This is a genomic window from Peptidiphaga sp., from assembly GCF_057238965.1.
Window position 1 is genome coordinate 31,242 of the sequence record NZ_DBHHEV010000007.1, and the last position, 22,974, is coordinate 54,215.

General features: G+C 64.9%; 17 protein-coding genes and 1 other RNA gene. 10 read left to right on the plus strand and 8 right to left on the minus strand.

Features of this window, described 5'->3' with window-relative positions:
* The 6 genes from sucB to ACO48X_RS01970 form a co-directional block, all read left to right on the plus strand.
* A partial coding sequence (gene sucB / locus ACO48X_RS01945) for a 2-oxoglutarate dehydrogenase, E2 component, dihydrolipoamide succinyltransferase (RefSeq protein ID WP_485000021.1) occupies positions 1 to 1,344 on the plus strand: 1,344 nt, incomplete at its 5' end.
* Positions 1,345 to 1,822: 478 nt separating this feature from the next.
* Entirely contained in the window at positions 1,823 to 2,521 is a 699-nt protein-coding gene (locus ACO48X_RS01950) for a DUF4191 domain-containing protein (RefSeq protein WP_485000023.1), read from the plus strand.
* 254 nt (positions 2,522 to 2,775) lie between these two features.
* Positions 2,776 to 4,200, plus strand: a complete 1,425-nt coding sequence (glnA, locus tag ACO48X_RS01955; protein WP_485000049.1) for a type I glutamate--ammonia ligase — start codon at positions 2,776 to 2,778, stop codon at positions 4,198 to 4,200.
* Positions 4,201 to 4,712: 512 nt separating this feature from the next.
* Positions 4,713 to 5,603, plus strand: coding sequence for an ABC transporter substrate-binding protein (locus ACO48X_RS01960; RefSeq protein WP_485000051.1), 891 nt, complete (start codon positions 4,713 to 4,715; stop codon positions 5,601 to 5,603).
* 1 nt (position 5,604) lies between these two features.
* The gene (locus ACO48X_RS01965) at positions 5,605 to 6,705 is read left to right on the plus strand and encodes an amino acid ABC transporter permease (RefSeq protein WP_485000025.1); all 1,101 of its coding nucleotides are present in this window, start codon (positions 5,605 to 5,607) and stop codon (positions 6,703 to 6,705) included.
* Between the two features lie 9 nt (positions 6,706 to 6,714).
* The gene (locus tag ACO48X_RS01970; RefSeq protein ID WP_485000027.1) at positions 6,715 to 7,488 is read left to right on the plus strand and encodes an amino acid ABC transporter ATP-binding protein; all 774 of its coding nucleotides are present in this window, start codon (positions 6,715 to 6,717) and stop codon (positions 7,486 to 7,488) included.
* A gap of 148 nt (positions 7,489 to 7,636) precedes the next feature.
* Here the strand turns inward: ACO48X_RS01970 and ACO48X_RS01975 are convergent, their stop codons facing one another.
* From ACO48X_RS01975 to ACO48X_RS01990, 4 genes are read right to left on the minus strand one after another with little or no spacing between them, the layout of a single operon-like run.
* Entirely contained in the window at positions 7,637 to 8,278 is a 642-nt protein-coding gene (locus ACO48X_RS01975; protein ID WP_485000029.1) for a histidine phosphatase family protein, read from the minus strand.
* Positions 8,279 to 8,292: 14 nt separating this feature from the next.
* On the minus strand, positions 8,293 to 11,427 hold the full coding sequence (locus ACO48X_RS01980) for a bifunctional [glutamine synthetase] adenylyltransferase/[glutamine synthetase]-adenylyl-L-tyrosine phosphorylase (RefSeq protein WP_485000031.1): 3,135 nt from the start codon (positions 11,425 to 11,427) through the stop codon (positions 8,293 to 8,295).
* Positions 11,428 to 11,432: 5 nt separating this feature from the next.
* Complete coding sequence (locus tag ACO48X_RS01985; RefSeq protein ID WP_485000033.1) at positions 11,433 to 12,770, minus strand: glutamine synthetase family protein; 1,338 nt, start codon at positions 12,768 to 12,770, stop codon at positions 11,433 to 11,435.
* Positions 12,771 to 12,817: 47 nt separating this feature from the next.
* Complete coding sequence (locus ACO48X_RS01990) at positions 12,818 to 13,786, minus strand: DUF2207 family protein (protein ID WP_485000053.1); 969 nt, start codon at positions 13,784 to 13,786, stop codon at positions 12,818 to 12,820.
* A 433-nt stretch (positions 13,787 to 14,219) separates the two neighbouring features.
* Here ACO48X_RS01990 and panB point away from each other — a divergent pair, with 433 nt between their 5' ends.
* Together panB and map are read left to right on the plus strand one after the other, a co-directional pair.
* Positions 14,220 to 15,023 (plus strand): 3-methyl-2-oxobutanoate hydroxymethyltransferase, encoded by an 804-nt coding sequence (gene panB / locus ACO48X_RS01995; RefSeq protein WP_485000035.1) that lies wholly within the window; start codon positions 14,220 to 14,222, stop codon positions 15,021 to 15,023.
* 135 nt (positions 15,024 to 15,158) lie between these two features.
* Positions 15,159 to 16,058: a type I methionyl aminopeptidase gene (gene map, locus ACO48X_RS02000; RefSeq protein WP_485000037.1), complete on the plus strand. Its 900-nt coding sequence runs from the start codon at positions 15,159 to 15,161 to the stop codon at positions 16,056 to 16,058.
* A 126-nt stretch (positions 16,059 to 16,184) separates the two neighbouring features.
* On the opposite strand, the gene rnpB is transcribed toward map, so the two are convergent.
* Positions 16,185 to 16,549: RNase P RNA component class A (rnpB, locus tag ACO48X_RS02005), an RNA gene on the minus strand.
* 196 nt (positions 16,550 to 16,745) lie between these two features.
* On the opposite strand from rnpB, the gene ACO48X_RS02010 reads away from it, so the two are divergent.
* The gene (locus tag ACO48X_RS02010; RefSeq protein ID WP_485000039.1) at positions 16,746 to 17,441 is read left to right on the plus strand and encodes a YaaA family protein; all 696 of its coding nucleotides are present in this window, start codon (positions 16,746 to 16,748) and stop codon (positions 17,439 to 17,441) included.
* Positions 17,442 to 17,576: 135 nt separating this feature from the next.
* Here ACO48X_RS02010 and ACO48X_RS02015 read toward each other — a convergent pair whose 3' ends face one another.
* Both ACO48X_RS02015 and ACO48X_RS02020 read right to left on the minus strand, forming a co-directional pair.
* Positions 17,577 to 18,308 carry a zinc ribbon domain-containing protein gene (locus ACO48X_RS02015; RefSeq protein WP_485000041.1) on the minus strand — a complete coding sequence of 244 codons (732 nt, stop codon included), beginning with the start codon at positions 18,306 to 18,308 and terminating at the stop codon, positions 17,577 to 17,579.
* A gap of 1 nt (position 18,309) precedes the next feature.
* Complete coding sequence (locus ACO48X_RS02020) at positions 18,310 to 19,107, minus strand: Nif3-like dinuclear metal center hexameric protein (protein ID WP_485000043.1); 798 nt, start codon at positions 19,105 to 19,107, stop codon at positions 18,310 to 18,312.
* Positions 19,108 to 19,476: 369 nt separating this feature from the next.
* On the opposite strand from ACO48X_RS02020, the gene ACO48X_RS02025 reads away from it, so the two are divergent.
* Positions 19,477 to 21,759: an LPXTG cell wall anchor domain-containing protein gene (locus ACO48X_RS02025; protein ID WP_485000045.1), complete on the plus strand. Its 2,283-nt coding sequence runs from the start codon at positions 19,477 to 19,479 to the stop codon at positions 21,757 to 21,759.
* Positions 21,760 to 22,262: 503 nt separating this feature from the next.
* Here the strand turns inward: ACO48X_RS02025 and ACO48X_RS02030 are convergent.
* Positions 22,263 to 22,974 (minus strand): siderophore-interacting protein (locus ACO48X_RS02030; RefSeq protein WP_485000047.1); only part of this gene is annotated, 712 nt, incomplete at its 5' end.

The window sequence follows — 22,974 nt, forward strand, 5'->3', positions numbered from 1 at the left end:
CCCTCCTCAGGCGCCCCCGTCGCAGGCGTCGAAGTCCGCATGCCCGCGCTCGGCGAATCCGTCGCCGAAGGCACCGTCACCACGTGGCTCAAGCAGGTCGGCGAGACAGTCGAAGCCGACGAACCGCTTCTGGAAGTCTCCACCGACAAGGTCGACACCGAGGTCCCCGCACCGGCTTCCGGCGTGCTTGTCTCCATCGCCGTAGGCGAGGACGAGACCGTCGCAGTGGGAACCGTCCTCGCCCTGATCGGCGACGCCTCCGCTGCGCCGGCCGCCGCTCCCGCGCAGTCGGCCCCGGCCGCCGCGGAGCCGACTCCCCCGCCTGCGCCTCAAACGCCCCCTGCTGCGGCCGCGCCCGCCCAGCCCGCGGCTCCGGCGTCGAACACGCCGGGCGCCGCCGATTCCCCGGCCAAGCGCACATCCTCGCCGAAGCATGCAGCTTCGACCGTCGCAGCCGCCGGAGAGGCCTCGGGCTACGTCACCCCCATCGTCAGGAAGTACGCCAAGGAAAAGGGAATCGACCTCGCCGAGGTCACGGGCACCGGCGTCGGCGGACGCATCAGGCGGCAGGACATCGACGCCCTTGTCGAGGCCAAGAGACAGGCTGAGGAGGCGCAAAAGCAGGCCGCAGGGGCAAAGGCCCCGGCTCCCGCAGCGGCGTCGCCGAGCAAGCCTTCTGCCGAGGCAGAGCAGCTGCGCGGCACTACCCAGACGATGAGCCGCCTGCGCCAGGTCATCTCCGAGCGCATGGTCGACTCCCTCAAGGTCTCCGCCCAGCTGACGACGGTCATAGAAGCGGACGTCACCCGCATCGTCGCCCTCCGCGGCGCGAAGAAAGAGGAGTTCCAGGCAAAGACGGGAGCGAAGCTGACGTTCCTTCCCTTCTTCGTCAAGGCCGCCATCGACGCGCTCAAGTCGCATCCGAAGATCAATGCGTCGATCGAGGGCAAAGAGGTGCACTACTGGGACCACGAGCACATCGGCATCGCCGTCGACGCCCCCAAGGGGCTGATGGTTCCGGTCATCAGGAACGCCGGCGACCTCAACATCACGGGCATCGCCAAGTCGATCGCCGACCTGGCCGCCCGCACTCGCGGCGCGCTGTTCGACACCCCGATCATCAACCAGCCCGAGGTGGCGATCCTCGGAGTCGGCACGATCGTCAAGCGCCCCGCGGTGATCAAGGACGCGGACGGCAACGAGGCGATCGCCATTCGCTCCTTCGTCTACCTTGCGCTGAGCTACGACCACCGCCTGGTCGACGGCGCCGACGCCGGACGCTACCTCTCCGACTTGAAGAAGCGACTCGAGTCGGGAGATTTTGAGGGCGATCTGGGAATCTGAGTTTCCTCTTCGGCTTCGGACCCGAGCTCGAACAAGCCGATTCCGTCGCAGTCAGGTCAATTTGCCCGCGGGGCGCCCCTCGAGGCCTTTCGGTTCGAGGGGCGCCCCGCGGGTTTTCGCATGTCTGCACTGCGACCCGGCTGGCCCTCCGCCGTCGTCGACGAAACCAGCGCCCCTAGGTCCCCCCGCAACGAGCGCTCGATCGCGACGGGCGACGAGCGTCCTGGCGTTCCGAAACGCCTCCTCCCTTTGCCAGCCGGAAGGGCCTGCCCCGCGGGTTCGGGCGAACGTCGCTCGCCCGAACGGCAAGGGCCGCGCTCAAACCGGAGCCCGCGCCGAATGACAGTGCCAACGCTCGTTTTACAGACTCACGAAAGCACAAACGCGAGAGCGCACGGCCCCGTCGTCCACATGCTCCACCGCATTGGCCTGAGCGGCAGTATCCACTAGAATCTGGGTGTTCGGAGGAAGGACTGACATGGCCAAGGACAAGAACGGCAAAAAGCCCAAAAAGCAACGCTGGTACAAGGTCATCGGCGAGGCATACAAGATCACCAAGCGCTCCTACCCGTGGGTGGGTTGGGCGCTCCTCGGCGCCGCCGCCTTGGGATTGCTTTTCGGCATCGTCCTCACAATCGTCCTAGGCGGCTTTTTCTGGATCGTCTTCGGCGTCATGCTCGCCTTCATTCTACCGATGATCACCCTCGTGCGGCTCGTGCGGCGGGCAAGCTACGGCCAAATCGACGGGATGCCGGGAGCCGTCTCCGCGGTGCTCGACAACATCGGGCGCGGCTGGAACGTCACCACGGAACCCGTCCGATTCAACGCCCGCACCCAAGACCTCCTCTTCAGGGCGGTCGGCCGAGCCGGAATCGTCCTCATCACCGAGGGCCCCACGCAGCGGGTGCGCAACCTCGTCGCCGAGGAGAAGCGCGCCCTCAAGCGCGTCGCCCCCAACACCCCCATCCACGTCATCAACGTCGGCAACGACGACGATCAGACGAAACTCATGGCTTTGGAGAAAGAGATGCGCAAGTTCCCCAAGGCCATCACCAACCAGGAAGTCGCGGCGCTCTCCAACCGCCTCGACGCCCTGAACTCAAAGGCCCTTCCCATCCCGAAGGGAATCGACCCCGCCAAGGCCCGCGCCAACCGCCGCGCCCTGCGGGGAAACTGAAGCAGTCCGACTCCTCTCGCGAGAGAGTCGCCGAATCGCCCCGACAAGTCGGGCCAACCGGGAGCCGCGCCGGGAACACGGGAACTGCGCGAGGCTCAGACGGCCAAAGACCGAGCATGGTCAGTCACACCCGTGGAACACATGCAGCGAAGCTCCAGACAGCCGAGTAACATGCAAGTGTTCGAGGCATTCCGCCCGCGCGTGCGACGTCGGCGGACGCCCGCCTCACAGACGAAGAGCATTAAGGAGTGACCGTGTTCTCAACCGCGGAAGAAGCCATCGCCTATACGCGAGAGGAAGGAGTCAAGTTCATCGACGTCAGGTTCTGCGACCTCCCCGGCGTAATGCAGCACTTCTACATTCCCGTCGCCGCCTTCAAAGACGACGTCTTCACCGAGGGTCTCATGTTCGACGGTTCGTCGATACGAGGATTCCAGGCCATCCACGAATCGGACATGAAGCTCATTCCCGACGTGACGTCGGCCTACGTGGATCCGTTCCGCATCGAAAAGACCCTGGTCATGAATTTTTCCATCGTCGACCCTTTCACAGGCGAGCCTTATCCCCGCGACCCCCGGAACATCGCCCGCCGCGCCGAGGAACATCTGCGCTCGACGGGCATCGCGGACACGGTCTACTTCGGCGCGGAGGCGGAATTTTACGTTTTCGACGACATCCGCTTCGACTCACAGGTCAATTCCTCCTTCTACGCCATCGACTCGGAGGCCGGATGGTGGAACACCGGCAGGGACGAAGCCGGCGCCAACCTCGGATACAAGACGCGGCTCAAGGGAGGCTACTTCCCCGTTTCGCCGAACGATCATTTCTGCGATTTGCGAGACGCAATGTCGGTTCGCCTCGCCGACGTCGGCCTGGAAGTCGAACGCGCGCACCACGAAGTCGGCACCGGCGGACAGCAGGAGATCAACTACACGTTCAGCACGCTTCTCGCTGCGGCCGACGATCTCATGAAGTTCAAGTACGTCATCAAGAACACGGCCTTTGAGCACGGCAAATCGGCGACTTTCATGCCCAAACCCCTTTTCGGCGACAACGGCTCCGGCATGCACTGCCATCAGTCCCTGTGGAAAAACGGAGTTCCGCTCTTCGCGGACGAGAGGGGCTACGGAGGCCTGTCGGATATGGCGCGTTGGTACATCGGGGGGCTCCTCGAGCACGCGCCTTCGCTCCTCGCCTTCACGAATCCTTCGATCAACTCTTTCCACAGGCTCGTTCCGGGCTTTGAGGCGCCGGTGAACCTCGTCTATTCGGCCCGCAACCGTTCGGCGTGCATCCGCATCCCCGTCACAGGCTCGTCCGCAAAGGCGAAAAGGGTCGAGTATCGGGTGCCGGACCCCTCCGCCAATCCCTACCTCGCTTTTGCCGCGCAGCTCATGGCCGGCCTTGACGGCATCAAGAATCGCACGGAGCCGGCCGAGCCGATCGACAAGGACCTTTACGAGCTTCCGCCAGAGGAGCACGCACTGATCGACCAGCTGCCGGAATCTTTCGAGGACGCGCTCCGCGCGCTCGAGGCGGACCACGACTATCTCCTCGAGGGCGACGTCTTCACCGAGGATCTCATCCGCACGTGGATTGACTACAAGACCGCCAACGAGATAGCGCCCGTGCGCCAACGCCCGCATCCCTACGAGTTCGCCCTCTACTACGACATCTAGAGGCGCGGCGCCCCGCTCGAGGCCGGCCCCGCAAACGGCGGCGGGACCGGCCTGCGCCGGCGCCCCTTTTTGCATCCGTCCAGACCTCCGGGCAGGCAGACGGCTGGGCTCGGCGCCGTCCGCCGAACGATCTCGCTCGTGAACGACCGGGAGCCCCGGGCACCCGTTTGCAGCAGAGGCCTCCAGCGCCAAGCCTGACGTCGCGGCCCTTCTAGGTTCAGACACGGTCCAGAAAATGGGCGTTTCGCGAGCCTAGGCATTTTCACGTATGCCGCACCGAACGCCACGCCACACGCGTCCGCGCGACAGCCGCAGCTTGCCGCCCCCACGCACGCCCATGCAGCTTGCCGCTATCGCCCACGCAACTTGCCGCACAATGTGCTCTGCACTCTGCCCCGCCGCTGCCCGCACCTACTATAGTGTTCACCACATTCGTTGCATAACTATTAGCGTATGTTTATAGTTATTTAGCAATAGGTCAAACACGCAAAGCCCGGAAGTCTGGAGTGTCCATGCTGAGAAAAACCCGCGTCGTCGCCGTCGCATGCGCGTGCATGCTTGCACTTGCGTCCTGCGGGTCGGCCGACGACGCCGTCCGCGACTACAACCGGTCCGACATAGCGATTTTCGACGCCTCGTCCGTGCGCGCCGACCCAAAAATCGCCGCGATGGTTCCTCAGGCGGCAAAGTCCGACGGGAAGCTGACGATCGGATCAAACCTCTATTACGCCCCCGCGGATTTCAAGCAGGGAGAGACGCCGGTCGGCTACGAAATGGACGTCATGAGAGCCGTCGCCGCGCGCATGGGGCTTGACTTGGAGATCCAAGAGTCCAGCTTCGATTCGATTCTTCCCCGAATTCCCAAACGCTACGAAGCAGGAGCCTCGGCTTTCACGATCACCAACGAGCGAACTGCGAACTTCAACATGATCCAGTACTACGAAGTGGGCACCTCTTGGGCGGTGGCGGCCGGCAACCCCTCGAAATTCACGCCCGGATCGATATGCGGGCGGACGATCGGCGTCCAAACGGGCACCCTCCAAGACGAGACGATCGCCAAAAAGGCGAAGAAATGCGATAAGCAACCGACGATACAGCGTTATGACGCCCAAGAGAACGTCACCTTGGCGCTGAGCGGAGGGAAGATCGAAGCCATGACCGCCGATTCCTCGGTGATCAACTACGCCATCAACAGAACCAACGGCGCATTGGAAGCCGCCGGGCCGATCATGGAAAAGGCGCCGCAAGGAATCGTCGTTTCAAAAGACGACCCTGCCCTGACGGCAGCCATTCAAGCGTCCCTGCAGTCCCTCATGGACGACGGAACGCTCAAGAAGATTTTCAAGTCCTGGAACATCGACGAGAACATCGCCTCCAAGGCGCTCCTCAACCCAAAGGTGTGACATGAATTCGAACACTGCAAACAAGCCTGCCGAGCAAAACGACAAGGCTCCAAAGGCGAAAACCAAGGGAACCGAACCTCTTGGATCCGCCCACCCTGTCAGAGGAGCGGAATCCGCGACCCAGCAAACCGAAAACGACAGCCAGAAAACCGAAGAGCAGCCTCAGCTCATCCGCGCGATCCCCGTTCCGCACTACGGCAGGTGGCTGGCTGCCGCGGTCCTCGCCCTTCTGGCCGCGATGGGCATTCACAGCCTCGCCACGAACAAGAACTTCCACTGGGAGCTCATATGGAAGACGCTCTTCACGGTGGAGATCTTTCGGGCAATCGGCTGGACGCTCATTCTGACGGTTGCGGCCATGGCCATCGGCATCGTCCTGGCGATCCTGATGGCGATCATGCGACGCTCGGACAACCCGATCATGCGGGCGGTCGCCACATTTTACATCTGGTTTTTCCGCGGGACGCCGGTCTACACGCAGCTGATTTTCTGGGGGCTCATAGGCGTTCTCTACCCTCGCCTGAGCCTTGGCGTGCCCTTCGGCGAGGAGTTCTTCAGCTTCCGCACCTACGACCTGTTCACGGCGGCGGTCTCGGCGATCGTCGGGCTGGGTCTGAATGAAGGCGCATATCTTTCCGAGATCATCAGATCGGGCCTCAACTCCGTCGACAAAGGCCAAGAAGAGGCCGCTCAGGCACTGGGAATGAGCCCCCGGCAGATTCTCTATCGGATCATCATCCCCCAGGCTATGCGAGTCATCGTTCCGCCCACCGGCAACGAAACGATCTCGATGCTCAAGACGACCTCCCTCGTCACCGCCGTTCCCTTCACCTTCGAGCTGACTAAAGTGGCGACGGACTACGGTTCGCAGACGCTCCTGCCGATTCCGTTCCTCGTCGTCGCCGCGATCTGGTACCTGGTCATCACGTCCGTGCTCATGGTCGGCCAGGCGCGTCTGGAAGCCTACTACGGAAAGGGATCGACGAACTCGACGTCGCGCACGTCCCGGCGGCGCAAGCGCAAGCGGAACAGCACTCGGCAAGAGGCGATCAACGCCGCCCACACAACGCCGGACGGCAACTCGGGCGAATGGACACCCTAGGAGGAAAACATGGCAATGGTTGAGATACAAGACGTCCACAAATTTTTCGGCGAACTACACGTCCTCAAAGGAGTGTCGCTCGAAGTGGAGACGGGCGAGGTCTGCACGATCCTCGGCCCGTCCGGCTCCGGGAAGTCCACACTTTTGCGATGTGTCAACGTTCTGGAGGAGATTCAGGCGGGCTCGATACACGTGGACGGCACGCTTATGGGGTACTGGCAGGACGCCGGAGGGCGCCTGCACGAGCTGCGTCCCAAGGAGCTCGCGGTTCAACGCGCGCCGATCGGCATGGTCTTCCAGAGATTCAACCTCTTTCCGCATATGACGGCGTTGGAGAACGTCGTCGAAGCGCCGGTCAAGGTCAAAGGCGTGAAGAAGGACGAAGCAAAAGCCAAGGCCAGCGAGCTTCTCGAGCGCGTGGGACTGGCGGAAAGGGCCGACCATTACCCGGCCCAGCTTTCAGGCGGGCAGGCGCAGCGGGTCGCCATCGCCCGCGCTCTGGCGATGGAACCGGACCTCATGCTTTTCGACGAGCCCACGTCCGCACTGGACCCGGAGCTGGTCGGCGAGGTTCTCGCAGTCATGCAGGATTTGGCTGCTTCGGGCATGACGATGCTGGTCGTGACACACGAGATGGGCTTCGCCCGCGAGGTGTCCGACACCGTCGTCTTCATGGACCAGGGAAGCATCGTCGAAAGCGGCTCCCCCGAAGACGTCCTCGTCAATCCAAGCAACCAGCGCACCCGCGACTTCCTTGACAAGGTCCTGAGCCACGATTCGTGACGCACGCCAAGGCCAAGTGCCTTCAAGGCCGGACGCAGCTTCGCGAACGGCCCCGGTCGCACTCTGGGGACCGCCGCCGGGGATTTCTGAACGCTGCGTCGGCGGCTGTACGTCGCCGATGCGTTTCGAAAGCGCCTGGACGCCCGGGTCAGCGGCTCTCGCCCAGCGGGACCCCGTTCCATGAGACAGCAAGGTAACCGCTGGCGAGGTCTCCCTCGATCACGCACATCTGCCCATTCTTCAACACCTGCAAAGGCGCCGCGTCAAGGTTCAAAGCCCGCTCGACGGCGCGGCGGTCGATGCCCGACGCTCGCATGCACGTCCAAAATCCGATGGCAGCCCCGTGGCTGACGACGGCCGCAGTGCGTGCGCCGCTCGCCTCTATCGAGGCGATCGCCGCGTCATACCGTTCGAGCACGTCCGCCCCGGTGACGCCGCCTCCCATCCGCTCCTCGAGTCGGCCGGAAAGCCACCGTTGAACCGTTCCGAGGTAGCCGCGATAGGTGGCTTCGTCGCTTCCGCCCTCCCATGACCCCGCCTCGATCTCCCGCAGGCCGTCCAGTTCCACCGGATCGATGCCGCGCGCGAGGGCCAGAGGCTCGGCCGTCTCCCCCGTGCGGCGCAGCGACGAGACGTAGACGGCGTCCAAATCCACGCCGTCGAAGGCGGCGACGAGACCCGCCGCCTGTTCGCGGCCCAGGTCGCTCAGGTGCGCGCCGGGAGGGTTCGAATCGAGAATATGACGGACGTTGCTCGTCGTCTGGCCGTGCCTTATGAGATAGATTCGCATGATTGTCTTTCGTTTCAGGTCTCCATGCCGAAGAATACTTTTTCGACGTCGGCTCGGGCGCGCCGGGCCGAACGCATGTACTCTTCCTCGATGTCGTGTTTGACGGCGACGTCGCGCCCCAGGATCGTCGCGGCGGTCGCGAGGTCTCGGATCTCATGCGAAAGGACGTCGACTCTGCTGCCCGAGGCCCTGCCGGACGCCAGGACGTTGATGTCGCGAAGCGCCGAGGCGAGCTCCCACGACCGCACGAGCCGCCGTTCCTCGTCGCCGGTTATGAGGCCCGCCGCGGCGGCGCCGCGAAGCGCCTCGAGCGTCGAGACCGTTTGCAGCGCCGGGTGGTTCCACGCGTGGCACAGTTGGAGAAGCTGGGCGGTCCATTCGACGTCGGCCAATCCCCCGCGCCCGAGCTTGAGATGGCGGTTCGGCGAAACCCCGCTCGGAATCCGCTCGGTCTCCACTCTGGCCTTCATCCTCCGAACCTCGCGGACCTGCTCCTGGCTCAGGCCTCCCTCGGGGTAGCGGAAGGCGTCGATCGTCTCGACGAAACGCCGCCCGGTCGCCTCGTCCCCCGCGCACGGGCGCGCCCGCAGAAGCGCCTGAAGCTCCCAGGTGTGCGCCCAGCGTCGCAGATACTCGGCGTAGGAGCCCAGGCTGCGGGCCAACGGGCCGCGGCGCCCCTCGGGCCGCAAATCGGAATCGACCCGAAGGGGAGGCTCGCTGTCGACGTCGCCCGCGAGCTTCATCGTCTGGGAGGCCACCTCCTCAGCGAGCCTCGCGGCCGCGGCAGGATCCGCGCCGTCGTGGGGTTCGTGCACGAAAACGACGTCGGCGTCGGAGGCGTACCCCATTTCCCTGCCGCCGGCCCTCCCCATGGCGACGACAACGTAGGAGCTGAGCGGGCCATCCAACCCGAGCTTCTTGCAGGCGGCGGGAACCGCCCCTCGCAAAGCGGCCTCGACGGCGATGTCCGCGGCGCTCGAAATCGCGGCCCGCGAGGAGACGGGATCGACCACCCTGAGGACCTGGCCCATGGCCGTGCGCAGCAGCTCACGCCGCCTGAGGTAACGGCCCGCCCGGGCGATCTCCTTGGGATCCGACCGGCGCGAAATCATGGAAGCCAGCTCGCCTTCAAGTTCCTCGCGCCCACGGGGGGCGAGCCCTCCGTCGTCGAGGAGCCACGACACCGATTCGGCGATGTTCGGCAGCTCTCGGGCGACGTAGCGCGACGTCGACAGAAGGATGCACAGCCTCTCGGCCGCCGCCCCGCCGTCGCGCAGCGACCGAAGGAACCAGGATGTGCGGCCCATGCGCTCGGAGAGCACGCGAAAGGCGAGAAGTCCCGCGTCGGGGTCGGGCCCCTGCGCGAACCAGCCGAGCATGACGGGCAAAAGCTGGCGTTGGATCGCTGCCCCGCGCGATATTCCGTCGGTGAGCGCGCCGATGTGCCGCAGCGCAGCGGCGGCGTCACGATATCCGATGGCCTCCAGACGGGCCTTGGCCGGACCTTCGGCGAGGGCGATGTCGTCAGGCGAGAGGCGGGCGGCCTCCGGAAGCAGTGGGCGGTAGTAGATCTCCCGATGGAGGGAGCGGACTTCGCGCCGCGTCGAATGCCACAGGCGTTCCAGATCCTCGGCGCCGGAAACGCCAGGCAGGCCCATGGCTCTGGCGAGCGCGCGCAGATCGTCCGGGCCCGTCGGCAGAAGATGGGTGCGCCGCAGGCGCCTGAGCTGCACCCGGTGCTCGAGCACGCGCAGGGTTCTGTAGTCGCGGTCAAGCTTTTCCGCGTCGGCGCGCGAAACGTACGAGCCGTCGCGCAGACGGCGAAGGCCCTCGACCGTTTCCCGCACCCTCAGGGAGCGGTCGGTCCGGCCGTGGACGAGTTGAAGCAGCTGAACCGTGAACTCCACGTCGCGAAGCCCGCCCTTGCCCAGTTTGAGCTGACGATCCGCGTCCCGGGCGGGGACGTGGTTTTCCACTCTGCGGCGCATCGCCCTCGAATCCTCGACGAAGTTTTCGTGGCCGGCCGCCTCCCAGACCATCGGCCACAGCGCGGCCATGTACTCTTCGCCGAGCTCGACGTCGCCTGCGATCGGCCTCGCCTTGAGCAGCGCCTGGAACTCCCAGCCCTTGGCCCACCTCTTGTAGTACGCGACGTGCGATTCCAGCGTTCGCACAAGAGGCCCGTCCTTGCCTTCGGGGCGCAAATTGGCGTCAAGGACCCACAGCCCCGGCTCCGCGGCGGGCGCCGATACAATCCGGGCCGTCAGGCACGCGAGCTTCGAGGCGACCTCCAGCGCCTCCTCCACCGCCCCTTCCGTCCGCTCTGTGCAATTGCCGCGTCCGCTCTCACCGGCGCCGCCGGCGCCTGCGCCGTCTGGAAGCCCCCCTGTGCCCGCGCCGTCTGGAAGCCCTGTGCCCGCGCCGTCTGAAAGTCCCGCGTCCGCGGCGGGCCGCGCCACGTAGACGACGTCGACGTCGGATATGTAATTGACTTCGCCCGCCCCGGTCTTCCCCATGGCGACCACCGTCAGATCGACGTTCTCGGCCCCGGGCGTCTCGGCGCGGGCAATCGCGAGCGCGGCTTCCAGCGCTCCGGCGACGACGGCGGAGATCGCAGCCGACACCCGCGGCATGGCCTCCAGAGCGTCGGGGCAGGTCAAGTCGCATCCCGCAATCGCGAGGATTCGACCGCAATACCAGCGGCGCAGAGCGTTGACGGGCTCGGCTCCCGCCTTGCCGGCGACGGGGCGTCGGCCTCGGTCCGCTCCGACGGCGGCGAGTGCGCCGCGTTTTTCCCCCTCTTCGGTGAAGTCCCCGAGGGCGACTGCCGCGTCGAGCCCCGCAAACGACTCGGCGCAGGGATGTGCCACGAGAAAATCCCCCAGCGCCTTCGACAGGCCGAGGACGGCCAAAAGCCGAGTGCGCGAAGGCCCGGCGAGGAGGCTGCGCAGCGCCTGCTTGTCGGAACACGCCTCGGCCAGGCGCGCGAGCAGGAGGAGGCACTGGTCCGGGCTGGCGGCGTGGGCGAAGGCTTCAACGGGCGGCGGATCGATTCCGTGCTGCGCGCACTCGTCAAGGAGCCGTCCGGCCTTGGAGGGGTCGGCGAAGCCCGCTTTGCGCAGGCGCGAGGAGACGGATCGTTCGCGCATGGCGGTCAGCAGGTCGGAAGGAAGCGCGTGCGTTCGAACGGCGTGACTTGGCGGTGGTAGACGTTCCACTCGTGCCGCTTGTCGCGCAAGAAGTAGTCGAAGCAGTCCTCGCCCAGGGTCTCGGCAACCAGCTCGGAGGTCTTCATGAGGTCGACGGCCTCTCCCAGAGAGCTCGGAAGCCCCTCGATCTCGGAAATCTCGCGCTCCAGATCGGACATGAGAGCCACGTCGGTCTCGGTCGGCACGGGAAGCTCGTAGTCCCTTTCAATTCCACGCAGGCCGGCGCGCAGGACGACGGCAAAGGCGAGATAGGGGTTGGCCGCGGAGTCGAGCGCCCGGTATTCGACTCTGGTCGATTGGGGCTTGTTCGGGCTGTGCGCCGGGACTCGCACGAGCGCCGAGCGGCTGTAGGGCCCCCAGTAGACGTAGGAGGGGGCTTCGTCGCCGCTGTAGAGACGCTTGTAGGAGTTGACGTACTGATTCGTCACGGCCGTGATCTCGCGGGCATGGCGCAGGAGGCCGGCGATGAACTTCTGACCGGTTCGCGACAGGCCTCCGGGCCCGGTCGCATCGTGAAACGCGGGCCTGTCCCCCTCGAAAAGCGAAAAGTGGGTGTGCATTCCGTTGCCCGGGGAGTTGACGAGCGGCTTGGGCATAAAGGAGGCGTGCACCCCCTGCTCGATGGCGATCTGCTCGACGACCGTTTTGAGGGTCATGACGTTGTCGGCCATTCTCAGGGCGTCGGTGGATCGCAGGTCGATCTCGTTCTGCCCGGGCCCGGCTTCATGATGGGAAAACTCGACCGAGATGCCCATGTCTTCAAGGGTGAGAATCGCGTCGCGTCTGAAGTTCTGCGCGAGTGAGCGCGTCACGTGGTCGAAATAGGAGGAGTTGTCAATCGGAACGGGCTCTTTGTTCGGATCGTTTTCGGGATGGAAAAGGTAAAACTCGACCTCGGGGTGGACGAAGCACGAAAAGCCCATGTCCGCAGCCTTGTCGAGCGTGCGCCTGAGGATCGACCGGGGGTCGGAGCGCACGGGTTCGTTGTCGCGCGTGAGCACGTCGCAGAACATTCGAGCCACCGGAACGTCTTCGCCGCGCCACGGAAGGATCGAAAACGTCTCGGCGTCGGGCCGCACCGTCATGTCGTCCTCGTAGACGCGCGTCATCCCCTGTATGGACGAGCCGTCGAAGCCGATGCCCTCCTCAAAGGCCTCTTCCAGTTCCGCCGGGGCGATCGCGACCGATTTCAACTGACCGACGACGTCGGTGAACCACAGGCGCACGAAGCGCACGCCTTTGTCTTCGATCGTCCGCAGGACGTACTCTTGCTGTCGCTCCATGACGCTCCTTCGCTAGGCTCCCATTGTGCCATCCTTCCGGGCGGAGCTCACCCTCCCGGGCGGGCTTTGTCCTCGGGCCACGACGAGGGCGTGCCCCGCCAGCCCGCGCGCAGCGGCGGCAGAGGGTCGGAGGAGTCGTCGGAGCTGTCTTCGGCGTGGATCCTCGCGCGAAGATGCCGGATCACGTCGGCGACGTCGCTCCAGGCGGCCAGATTCCGTTCGGTCGAAGTGAGCCACGGGGCCATTTCCTCGACCGCCCCTTTTTCCGTGAGTCCGTCGAGGGACTTCGCCCATTCGTCGACGCAGTCGAGGGCGACCGCCCACCCCGCGTACCCGCTGAGGCGGCGAGGATCGGCGTTCTGCGAGCCTTCGACGAGAAAGCGGCGGAATCCGAGCGCCTGGTCGCGGGCGACGCTGCCGTCGGCGGAGCGGCCCTCCGTCCCGGCGAAAGTGGCAGCCCCGGCGAGGGCGGCGACGCCGAAGACGATCATCCAGAAATGGCTGATGAAGCCAGCGAACCATCCGATCGCCGCGACGACCCACGCAATGGCGCCGCCTACAAGCATGAGCGCGCCCGCACTGACCACCGCCTCGTGCCACCGGTCGAACCACTCGTGGTCCTCGACCGCCCGCCGGAAGACGAAAGCCCCCAAACGCTGCGAGATCGAGCGTCGAAGCCCGGAGGCCCGAGCCGTGGGAGCGCCGAGTTTGGCCACTCCGGTGCCGAGCAGCTGCGACCTGAAGTAGCGGGCGTCGAACGGCCTGGCGGAAACGAAGGCCGAAGCCTCTGCGGCCCCCGGCGTCTGGAAGAGGTTGAGCAGTTCCCTTTCGGTCTCGTCGCACTCCGGCCCCGGCTTCTTCCGGGCGACGACGACGATGGTGCTGCGGGGAATGGCCAGTTCCTGATACTCGACGATGTAGAGGTATCCCCGTGCGGCCAAGTCGACGATCGTCGCGAGGGTCATGTCGGAGGGCGCGCAGTCGAGCGCAACGAACCCCGCCTCCGCCGGCGTCATCGACGGGGGCTCCGCAAGGACCGGAGGGGTTCCGTCTCGGTACCTGCCGATTCGGGATCGCTTCCCGGGCTTGGGGGCCGTCCCCCGCTCGACGTCCTTGTACTGACGGTTCGGCCAAAAGGCCGCCACGAAAACGACCGTCGAAAGCACGAGGACGACAATGCCCGCGAGGAACTCCCCGCCGCTGATGCCTGCGTAATACATGAGGGATGTCAGAGCTCCTCCTTCCGACCATCATCTTACGCAACCGTTGGACGCGTCGCCGCCCATTCAACGATAACGGGTATTCCTATCCATCGGGCGTTGGCCCCGGCGCATGTCTCGCCTCGGACTGCGAAGCGGGGCCGCATGCCGCCCCTCGTCAGAACGAGGGCGCCCCGCGGGCGCGCCGCCGCTTTCGCCCGTACAATGGGGCGCAAACGTTAGGAGCGCAATGAGCGAGAACACAGTCAAGCGAGTCCGCGTCCAGCACCTTCGCCGGATGAAGGAACAGCGCGAGCCCATCACGATGTTGACCTGCTACGACGCCGTCACGGCGAGGATCTTCGACGCCGCCGGGATCGACGTCCTTCTCGTCGGCGATTCCTACGGCAACACCTGCCTCGGTTACGAATCCACCGTTTCCGTCAGTTTGGAGGAGATGGAAGTCCCCACCGCCGCCGTCGCACGCGGAGCCAAGAGGGCATTCATCGTGGCCGACCTGCCCTTCGGTTCCTACGAGGAGTCCTCCGAGCGAGCGGTCGCCAGCGCCGTCCGCCTCATCAAAGCCGGCGCCCACGCGGTCAAACTCGAAGGGGGAGCCCGGCAGGCCTCAACCGTCAAAGCGATCGTCGACGCCGGGATCCTCGTCGTCGGCCACATCGGATTCACCCCGCAATCGGAGAACAGGCTCGGCGGCCCACGGGTTCAGGGCCGAGGAGATCAAAAGGAGGCCGTCATCGAGGACGCCGTCGCCGTCCAAGAGGCCGGGGCCTCCGCCGTCGTCCTGGAGATGGTTTCGGCCGACGTCGCCAAAAAAGTGACGAGAATCCTCCGCATTCCGACGATCGGGATCGGCGCGGGGCCTGCGACCGACGGGCAGGTGCTCGTCTGGACGGACATGGCCGGCATGACCGATTGGAGCCCCAGGTTCTCGAAGCGATTCGGCGATGTGGGAGGCGCCTTGGCCTTAGCGGCCGCCGGTTTCCGCGACGCGGTCAAGGGCAGGGGCTTCCCGACGGAGGAGAACAGCTTCTAAGGTTCGAACGGCGCCTTGGCCCTGAGCGGCTTCCAACTCCGGAAGCCGTCTAAACCCCGGGAGGCTCCGAGGTTCGAGCCGGGGAAGGCGGACGTTCGCCTCAGCGGAGCCTCTTGACATGGCTATGCTTGTACCATGCTTGCTGAACGCGCTCCCTTGGGCGTCCTCGTTCCCGGCACCGTCTCCGCGCCGAGAATCGTTCCCTCCGCCATCGAACGACCCGAGTACCTGTTCCACTCCGGCCCGGAGGCCGTCACCGCCTCCGACGTCAAAGACGCCGAGACGATCGAACGAATACGCACTGCCGGCCGGATCGCGGCAGACGCCCTCTACGAGGCGGGCAAGGCGGTCGCGCCAGGGGTGACGACGGACGAGCTCGACCGAATCGCCCACGAGTACATGTGCGACCACGGCGCCTATCCTTCGTGCCTTGGGTACATGGGTTTTCCGAAGTCGATCTGCACATCGGTCAACGAGGTCATATGCCACGGGATCCCGGACTCGACCGTGCTCAAGGACGGCGACATCGTCAACCTGGACGTGACAGCCTACATCGGCGGGGTCCACGGCGACACGAACGCCATGTTCGCCGTCGGCGAGGTCGACGAGGAGTCGCGCCTGCTCGTCGAACGCACGGGCGCCGCGACGCTCAGAGGCATCAAGGCCGTCAAGCCCGGCAGGGAGATCAACGTCATCGGCCGCGTCATCGAATCGTACGCCAAACGGTTCGACTACGGCGTCGTCGAGGATTACACGGGCCACGGCGTCGGCGAAGCCTTCCACTCCGGCCTCATCGTCCCCCACTACGACGCCGCCCCTTCCCATGCGACCGTCATGGAAGTCGGCATGGTCTTCACAATCGAGCCGATGCTCACCTTGGGCGACATCGCCTGGGACCAGTGGGAGGACGGATGGACGGTCGTGACCAGGGACCGCGGCAGAACCGCCCAGTGGGAGCACACCCTCGCGGTGACGGAGGAGGGGGCGGAGATCCTCACGCTTCCTTCCGACCCCGAGCTCGGCCTGCGCCCGTGACGCGCCGTGCGGAGCGGCGGTCGGCATGACGCGCACGCCGAAAGCGGCGACGGCGAGAACGGGCAAGTCAAAGGCGCCGCCGAGGAGGCCGATCCGGTGAAAGGCGGGGCAATTGACAGAGCGGGGCGAATGAGTCAGCCGATACGCCGGGTTCTGTTCCGGATCCGCTGCGGATCCGGCGGCGGCCATCCCTCTAGGCCGCACGTTGCCGCGCGGCTCAAGCGGCCCACCCGCGCGCTAGACGGGAAGCCTCATCGCGCGCTGTCTGGCCTTGCTCCCGGCGGGGCTTGCCGTGCCGCTTCGGTCGCCCGAAGCGCGGTGGTCTCTTACACCGCCGTTTCACCCTTGCCGCTTGCGCGGCGGTTTGTTTTCTGTGGCGCTTTCCCGCGGGTCACCCCGGGTGGGCGTTACCCACCGCCGTTCCCTGTGGAGCCCGGACGTTCCTCGTGGACGGGGCCGAAGCCGGCCCACGCGGCCGCCTGGCCGACTCATTCGCAGAAAGAATCCTACCCCGAATCCCCGCGGCAGCCGATTCAGCACAGACGCCGGCCGCCTCAGCCTCCGAGCCCGCGGCCATTTCACACGCCTGGGCGCCGGCCGCCTCAGTTGCCCGACCGCGGCCCGGCCAAAGAGCCAAACCCCTCCCCGATTTAAACAAGCCCTCCCGATTCAGACATGAAAGAGTGAATGGACATGCGAATTCTGCTCCCGCCCTCCGAGGGCAAGACCGCGCCGTTGCAGGGGCCGGCACTCGATCTGCCGTCGCTCGCCTTTCCGGAGTTGACGGACGCACGCCGCGCAGTGGCAGACAAACTCGTCGCGGCGTCCCGAAGCAAAAACGCGCTTTCGATGCTGGGCGTCGGCGAACGCGCTTTCGGCGAAGTCCACGCCCAACGCAACCTGTACGACATGCCGTGCGCCCCGGCCAGGTCCGTCTACACGGGCGTGCTCTACGAGGCGGCGCAGCTGCGCCCGGGAGACGACGTGTGGATATTCTCCGCTCTGTTCGGCCTCACCCGGGCCGAGGACCTCATCCCCGCCTATCGCCTGAACATGTCGGTCACACTTCCGCGGCTGGGAAGGCTCTCAGCCTTTTGGAAACGCGAGCTGGCCGGCTTGGAGCGCGAGGACGACCTGTACGTGGACATGCGATCGGCCAACTACCAGGTGTGGAGCCCTTCGAAGAACTGGTGGAAAGTCCGCGTGGCCGACGCCGCAGGGCGGGCTGTCTCCCATCGAGCCAAGCACTACAGGGGCATGCTGACCCGCGCCCTTCTGGACGCGGGCTCTTCCGACGTCGTCGCAGTCGCCGAAAACATCGGACGTGTGAGCGTCGAGGACGGCGGAACGCGCTTCAAAATCCTCACCCTCACAGTGGAATGACGTAGCCGGCCTTGCAAGCCCGCCGTCGGGCCGCGGGCGCCGTCTCTGCGCGAGCCCGGCATGCTCCGCCGTTTGAACCGGTTCCCCACCCCATGAGTGGGCGCCATTGGAGAGGGCCCCGCGTGCAAAGCCGCCTTACCGCAGGCGGACGACAATGCAGTCGTAGTCTTCGGACAGATAGACCTCGTCCTCAGGAAGGGCCTTGATCCGCGCCACTTCCACAGGCGAGAGGGAAATTCCCGCGCCGGTCCGCCCGTCGGGCTGCATTCCGATGACCGCGTAGCCTCCGCTCCTGCGCGACCTCTCGTAGGCGTCTTTGAGGCTCGGGGAAAGCGGAGCGAACAGCTCGTCGCGTTCGGCTTGGACCTTCTCCCGCTCGGCGAGGATAGAGGCGACGTCGTCTTCGAGCTCAGAACGTCCGCGGAGCACTTCTTCCTTGATGCGCTCGATCTCTGCGGACAGCGCGTCAACGGCCGCCTCGGCCTCCTCGACGCCGTCCAAGGCCGCGAATTCGGCTTCGGAGGCTTCGTCGAGCATTCCCCGCAAACCGGCGATTTCGTCTTGCAGCACGAGGAGGTCCCGGCTCGTCAGGCCGACGCCGGAGTTGAGCTTCGCCTCTTTGTCCTCAATCTGACCGCGCAAGACGGCGCTTGCACGCTCGGCCGCCTCCAGCTTCTCGCGGGCGGCCTGCGCGCGCTCCTGCGCAGCCTGCTTGTCACGCGCACGCGCGGCGGAAGCGTTGATGAGCGTTCCCAGCTCCTGCCGGAGTGGGTGCTTTTCGTTCTTTCTATCCAGTTTGGAAATAGTTTTGTCAAGTTCGGCGATGTCAAGGAGCTTCAGCTGCTCTTTTGCCGGTGCATTTGCCATATCACTGCCTTACGACAATATTCCAGGGGTCTGTTGGTATTTTTGACACGTAGATTTCAGGTGCGCTCGAACCCAGCGATTCGACGAGGCTACGCGCCATTTCCCCGAGCAGAGGCCATTCGCTCGCCCAGTGCGTCGCGCACACCAGCGCGCAGCCCGAGTTCCACAGGTGGTCCGTTGCAGGGTGGTGCCTGAGGTCCGCCGTCAAGTAAACGTCTGCCCCGGCGGCATTTGCCTGCTCCAAAAGAGAATCGCCCGCTCCCGAGCAGACGGCGACCCTGCAAACTTCCCGCTCGGGGTCTCCCGCAGCCAGAATGCCCGCCGGAACTTCGGGGAGGACTTCGCCGACCTTCGCCGCGAAAGCGGCGAGCGTCATGGCCTCTTCAAGCTCACCCACTCCCCCGATTCCGGTCTCTTCGTCGAGCGGCCGCTCGACCCTTACGCCGAGAAGGCGCGCCAGGGCCGACGTCGAAGCGGCGACGTCGGCGTTCGTGTGGGCCGAGAAAAGGCCGACGCCTTCGCGGACGAGGGCCATCGTCCATCTGCCTTTGCCGGTGGAGGAGGTCACCGCATGGGTTCCTCGCAGGTAAAGAGGATGGTGGGTGACGAGCAGCTGGGCGCCTCGCTCGATCGCTTCGGCCACCGGCGCCTCGCAAGGATCGACGGCGAAGCCGATCCGCGTGACGGCCGCGTCGACGTCGCCGACCGCCAGGCCGACCCGATCCCACGACTGCGCGGCGGACGGGGGAAACAACCCGTCCATTGCAGCGACGACGTCGCCCACTCGAAGTACTGCCATGTGTTTTACCTTACAATGCAGAAGCGCCGAAAACCACGTCCATTGCCCTCAAATGCTCAAAAAACGCTAAGTTATGCCCTCGAAAAGTGTGAAAACCTGTGAGTGGAGGTATACTCGTGTAGTGCTTTCACGCCAGCACGCCTCCGCACGATCGGAATCAGAATGCAAAGCGGCACGCAAACCCGCCGAGATTCTGACAAGATAGCGGATGAGGGGTTTTGCTGAAAGCGGAATCTCTCGAACGGGACCGACCGTTTGAAGAGGTCCCGTTCGCCACGGATCCCCAAGCCAATGCCCGTGGACACTAAGGGCCCACCCACACATCACGCGTGGGCTGCCGAGAAAGGAATACACAACTTGTTTAGGCGATTGAAAAGACTCACCGCAGTCGCCGGAATCGGCGCGCTAGCCGTCGCTGGCGCCGCGGTACCGACATATGCCTCCGCACCGGGCTGGTCAGACGGACCGAGCGTCGGCGCCGGATACACAGGAAACCACGGGGTCATTTTGGGCCCCAACAACCAGAAGTACATGTGCGCAGCGGACGGCGACGGCCTTTCGGCCGCGGCCCCCTCTGTCACGTGGACAGACATGAGCGAAGCCAAGCCCGTGAACTCGCTGAGGGTCGCCACTTTCGTGGGAGGCTACTACCAGCAGCTCGGCGGAACCAGGGCCTACGGAATCACCGACGCGACGACCCTCGGAAGGATCGCCTGGGTCGCCTCGAACGCTGAGACGTCCGACGGCGTTCGGGCCGCCGCCTACCAGATCGGCCTCATTCGCGTCGCCGGAACGTTCGAGCACAGCATCTACCAGCTGCAGGAGCAGGGCAAGCTGACCGACGGCAACGCGCAGCTCGGCAACGCCGTGCAGATGTCGAAGAACGTCTTCGCCAAGGCCGTCGAGGAGGCGGGCCCCTACAACGTCGCGCCGAAGCTCGAACTGGCCAAGAGCGGCAGCGAGGGCTCGATCACGAACATCGGCGCGACCGCCCAGAGCGGCAAGTGGATGTCGGGATACTCCTACACCCTCCAGCTCTCCGGCCCGGCCGTCTTCGAGTCCAACCAGGGCAAGTCGCTGAGCGGAACCACGTCTCAGTCCGCCCAGAACGTCAAGATCAAGACCACCGGGGCCGGCGAAGTCTCGGTCAAGCTCGTGGTCAAGGACCTTCCCACCGCCAAGCCCTGGGTCACCACCGGCAACGTCACGTCGCACGGCAAGACGATCCGAGGCCAGAACCTCGTCGTTCTCGGCAAGAAGGCCCCGGTCGAAGGCACGGCGAAGGCCAACAAGGAGAACACGGAGTTCGCTCCCTCCATCTCCACCCAGGTCAAGGCCAAGAAGGTCGCGAAGGGCGCGGGCCTGGTCGACACGGTGACCGCCAAGGCGGACAACTGGGCCAAGATCCCCGGATCGGACAAGTACGTTCCGGTCAAGGCCACGGTCGACGTCTACGGCCCCTTCAACTCCCCCGTCGCTCAGACGAACGACGGCAAGGCATTCGCCGGCAAGAAGATCGGCTCTTACGATGTGACCTTCAACGGCCCCGGAACCCTCGACACCGCCGACACGGTGAAGGCGCCCTCCGAAGGCTTCTACTTCTTCCAGGCGCGCGTCGAGAAGTCGGCCCAGGGCCAGTACAAGGAGTACGTCAAGAACTACACCTCGCCGTTCTTCGAAACCTCTGAGACGACAGTCGCCCCCTGGACCCCGTCCATCAAGACGAAGGCCTCCCAGGTCGACTTGGGCGGCGGCAAGGTCGGCGTTCAGGACCTCGTGAACGTCTCCGGCTTCCCCGAGGATCACGGCTCCTTCCAAGGAGTCGGCGATTGGAAGGCCGATTCCAAGACGATCAGCCACTCGATCTACTTCTTCCCCGAGGGAACCAAGATCACCGAGGGCGCCACGAAGAACATGAAGCCGCTCGGCACGGTCGAAACGCCGGCCAAGAACGGCACCTACACCATTGACGCGAACAAGTTCGTCGTCGATTGGAACCTCGGCGTGGGAACCTACGTCATCGTCTCCACCTACCAGGGCGACTCGCGTTCCTCGGCGATCAGGACCTCCGAGCTCGACACCAACGAGCACGTCAAGCCGACCTTCGGCAAGGTGACGACGGTGGCCAGCACCGAGAACGGCGGAAGGCAGCTCGTCGCGGGCGACAAGATTCGCGACAATGTCAAGCTCGAAGGATCCTTCCCCTCGGGCGCTTACACCGAAGTCAAGCTTTACTCGTGGGGCAAGGACAAGGCCCCCAAGTGCGAGAGCGCCATCTGGACCTCCAAGCGCATTGAGCACTCCGACAAGGCCGGCGAGTACAAGACCGACTACTACACCACGGACGCCAACGCCCAGGTGACCTATGGATTCGTCGAGACCACCTACGACAAGAACGGAAAGGTTCTGTCGGCGGGCAAGTGCGGCGAGTCCAGCGAAACGCTGACCGCGGTCGAGAAGCCGGGCAAGCCGGGCAAGCCCACCACGCCTGCCCCCGCACCCACTCCGACCCCGAAGGCCACGCCCAAGCCCAACAAGCCTGAGCTCGCCAACACCGGTGCCGCCGTCCTCGGACTCGGCGCGGTTGCAGGCGGCCTCCTGCTGGCCGGCGTCGCGGCTGTTGTCGTCCGCCGCCGTCGCAAGGACGCGTGACCCTAACGGTCTGCACCGATAACGGTCTGTTGCCGTAACCGAGGGGCGCTGGCTCAATGCCAGCGCCCCTCTTCTTTGTCAGAGTTCCTTGTCGTTGCCGGAGTCCTTTTGCGTTGCCAGAGTTCCTCTGCATTGTCAGAGCCCTTTTCTTTCTCAGCAGCCCTTCATTGACCCTCTATTGGCATCTTTCCATCTGCGCTTTGCTTGCCGCTTTTGCGCTCATTTTGTTCATATTTCTTCCTTCAGCCGTTCATAGCGCATATTCTTTTTCTATTCTTTTGCACTTAGCTTTTATTGATTGAAACTTATCTTTTCGTTGTTCAGAACACGCAAACCCCTCCATCTTACACATAATTTACATTTTTGATTTTTTCTACGACTAAGCACTGTTTTCGCCTATAAGAATGCAAGTCGATCCTAAGGAACCTCATCTTGCACGTCGTTATCACGCACAGTGAAACGAGGCCGCCATGTCGAACCGCCTTCGACGTCGATCGCGACTGCTATCGTCTCCGGTAGTAGCCCGAGAACAATACGTCCGTTCGGGGGACTCCCCAGTCTTTGACGACGACTTTGCGCGTCTCTTTGGCGAGCGACGCCTCGCCGCACAGCCAAGCGTAGGCGACCGCAAGCTTGCCGCCTCGCCTCAATGCGTCGGCCACGGCCGCCGCTTCTGCGCCTTCGGGAACGAAGTGCTCTTCGTAGGAGGCCAGTTCCGATCGGAACGAATCGTATCCCGGCTCAAGCAGGTCGGGGCTCGGCGCCGTTATCCGCACGTGGGTGGCCGCCAACTCCTCGCCTGTGCACGCTTCGAGAATCCCTCGCATAGCCGGGGCGGACGTCGGATCCGCCACGAGCAGCTGGCCGCCCGCCTTCCGCCGCCACGTCGACGTCATCGTCCGAATTCCAACCTCGTCGCCCCTTTGCGCATGCAAAGCCCAAGCCGATCCCGGCCCGCTCTCCCCGTGCGTCACAACGTCAAAAGTCAGCCTGCCCCGCTCCGCGTCGTGACGGCGAACCGTGTACCAACGCAACTCGGGCCGATCAGCCTCGTCGATCGCGTCCAACTCGGCACGGATATTGAGCCCCTTCGCCTGCGGAAGGACGAGGGCGCACCCGCGCGGGGGAATGACGAGGCCGAAGTATTCATCGGGGCCGGACGGGCGATACGTTCGCAGACCGGGGCCTGCGACGGCTATTCTTCGCAGTCTGGGC

What these genes read in the sequence shown, in the direction of transcription:
- ACO48X_RS01950 (WP_485000023.1), top strand. Translation starts at nt 1,823, where the DNA reads ATGGCCAAGGACAAGAACGGCAAAAAGCCCAAAAAGCAACGCTGGTAC.
- ACO48X_RS01960 (WP_485000051.1), top strand. Translation starts at nt 4,713, where the DNA reads ATGCTGAGAAAAACCCGCGTCGTCGCCGTCGCATGCGCGTGCATGCTT.
- ACO48X_RS01965 (WP_485000025.1), top strand. Translation starts at nt 5,605, where the DNA reads ATGAATTCGAACACTGCAAACAAGCCTGCCGAGCAAAACGACAAGGCT.
- ACO48X_RS01970 (WP_485000027.1), top strand. Translation starts at nt 6,715, where the DNA reads ATGGCAATGGTTGAGATACAAGACGTCCACAAATTTTTCGGCGAACTA.
- ACO48X_RS01975 (WP_485000029.1), bottom strand. Translation starts at nt 8,278, where the DNA reads ATGCGAATCTATCTCATAAGGCACGGCCAGACGACGAGCAACGTCCGT.
- ACO48X_RS01980 (WP_485000031.1), bottom strand. Translation starts at nt 11,427, where the DNA reads ATGCGCGAACGATCCGTCTCCTCGCGCCTGCGCAAAGCGGGCTTCGCC.
- ACO48X_RS01985 (WP_485000033.1), bottom strand. Translation starts at nt 12,770, where the DNA reads ATGGAGCGACAGCAAGAGTACGTCCTGCGGACGATCGAAGACAAAGGC.
- ACO48X_RS01990 (WP_485000053.1), bottom strand. Translation starts at nt 13,786, where the DNA reads ATGACGCCGGCGGAGGCGGGGTTCGTTGCGCTCGACTGCGCGCCCTCC.
- panB (WP_485000035.1), top strand. Translation starts at nt 14,220, where the DNA reads ATGAGCGAGAACACAGTCAAGCGAGTCCGCGTCCAGCACCTTCGCCGG.
- map (WP_485000037.1), top strand. Translation starts at nt 15,159, where the DNA reads ATGCTTGCTGAACGCGCTCCCTTGGGCGTCCTCGTTCCCGGCACCGTC.
- ACO48X_RS02010 (WP_485000039.1), top strand. Translation starts at nt 16,746, where the DNA reads ATGGACATGCGAATTCTGCTCCCGCCCTCCGAGGGCAAGACCGCGCCG.
- ACO48X_RS02015 (WP_485000041.1), bottom strand. Translation starts at nt 18,308, where the DNA reads ATGGCAAATGCACCGGCAAAAGAGCAGCTGAAGCTCCTTGACATCGCC.
- ACO48X_RS02020 (WP_485000043.1), bottom strand. Translation starts at nt 19,107, where the DNA reads ATGGCAGTACTTCGAGTGGGCGACGTCGTCGCTGCAATGGACGGGTTG.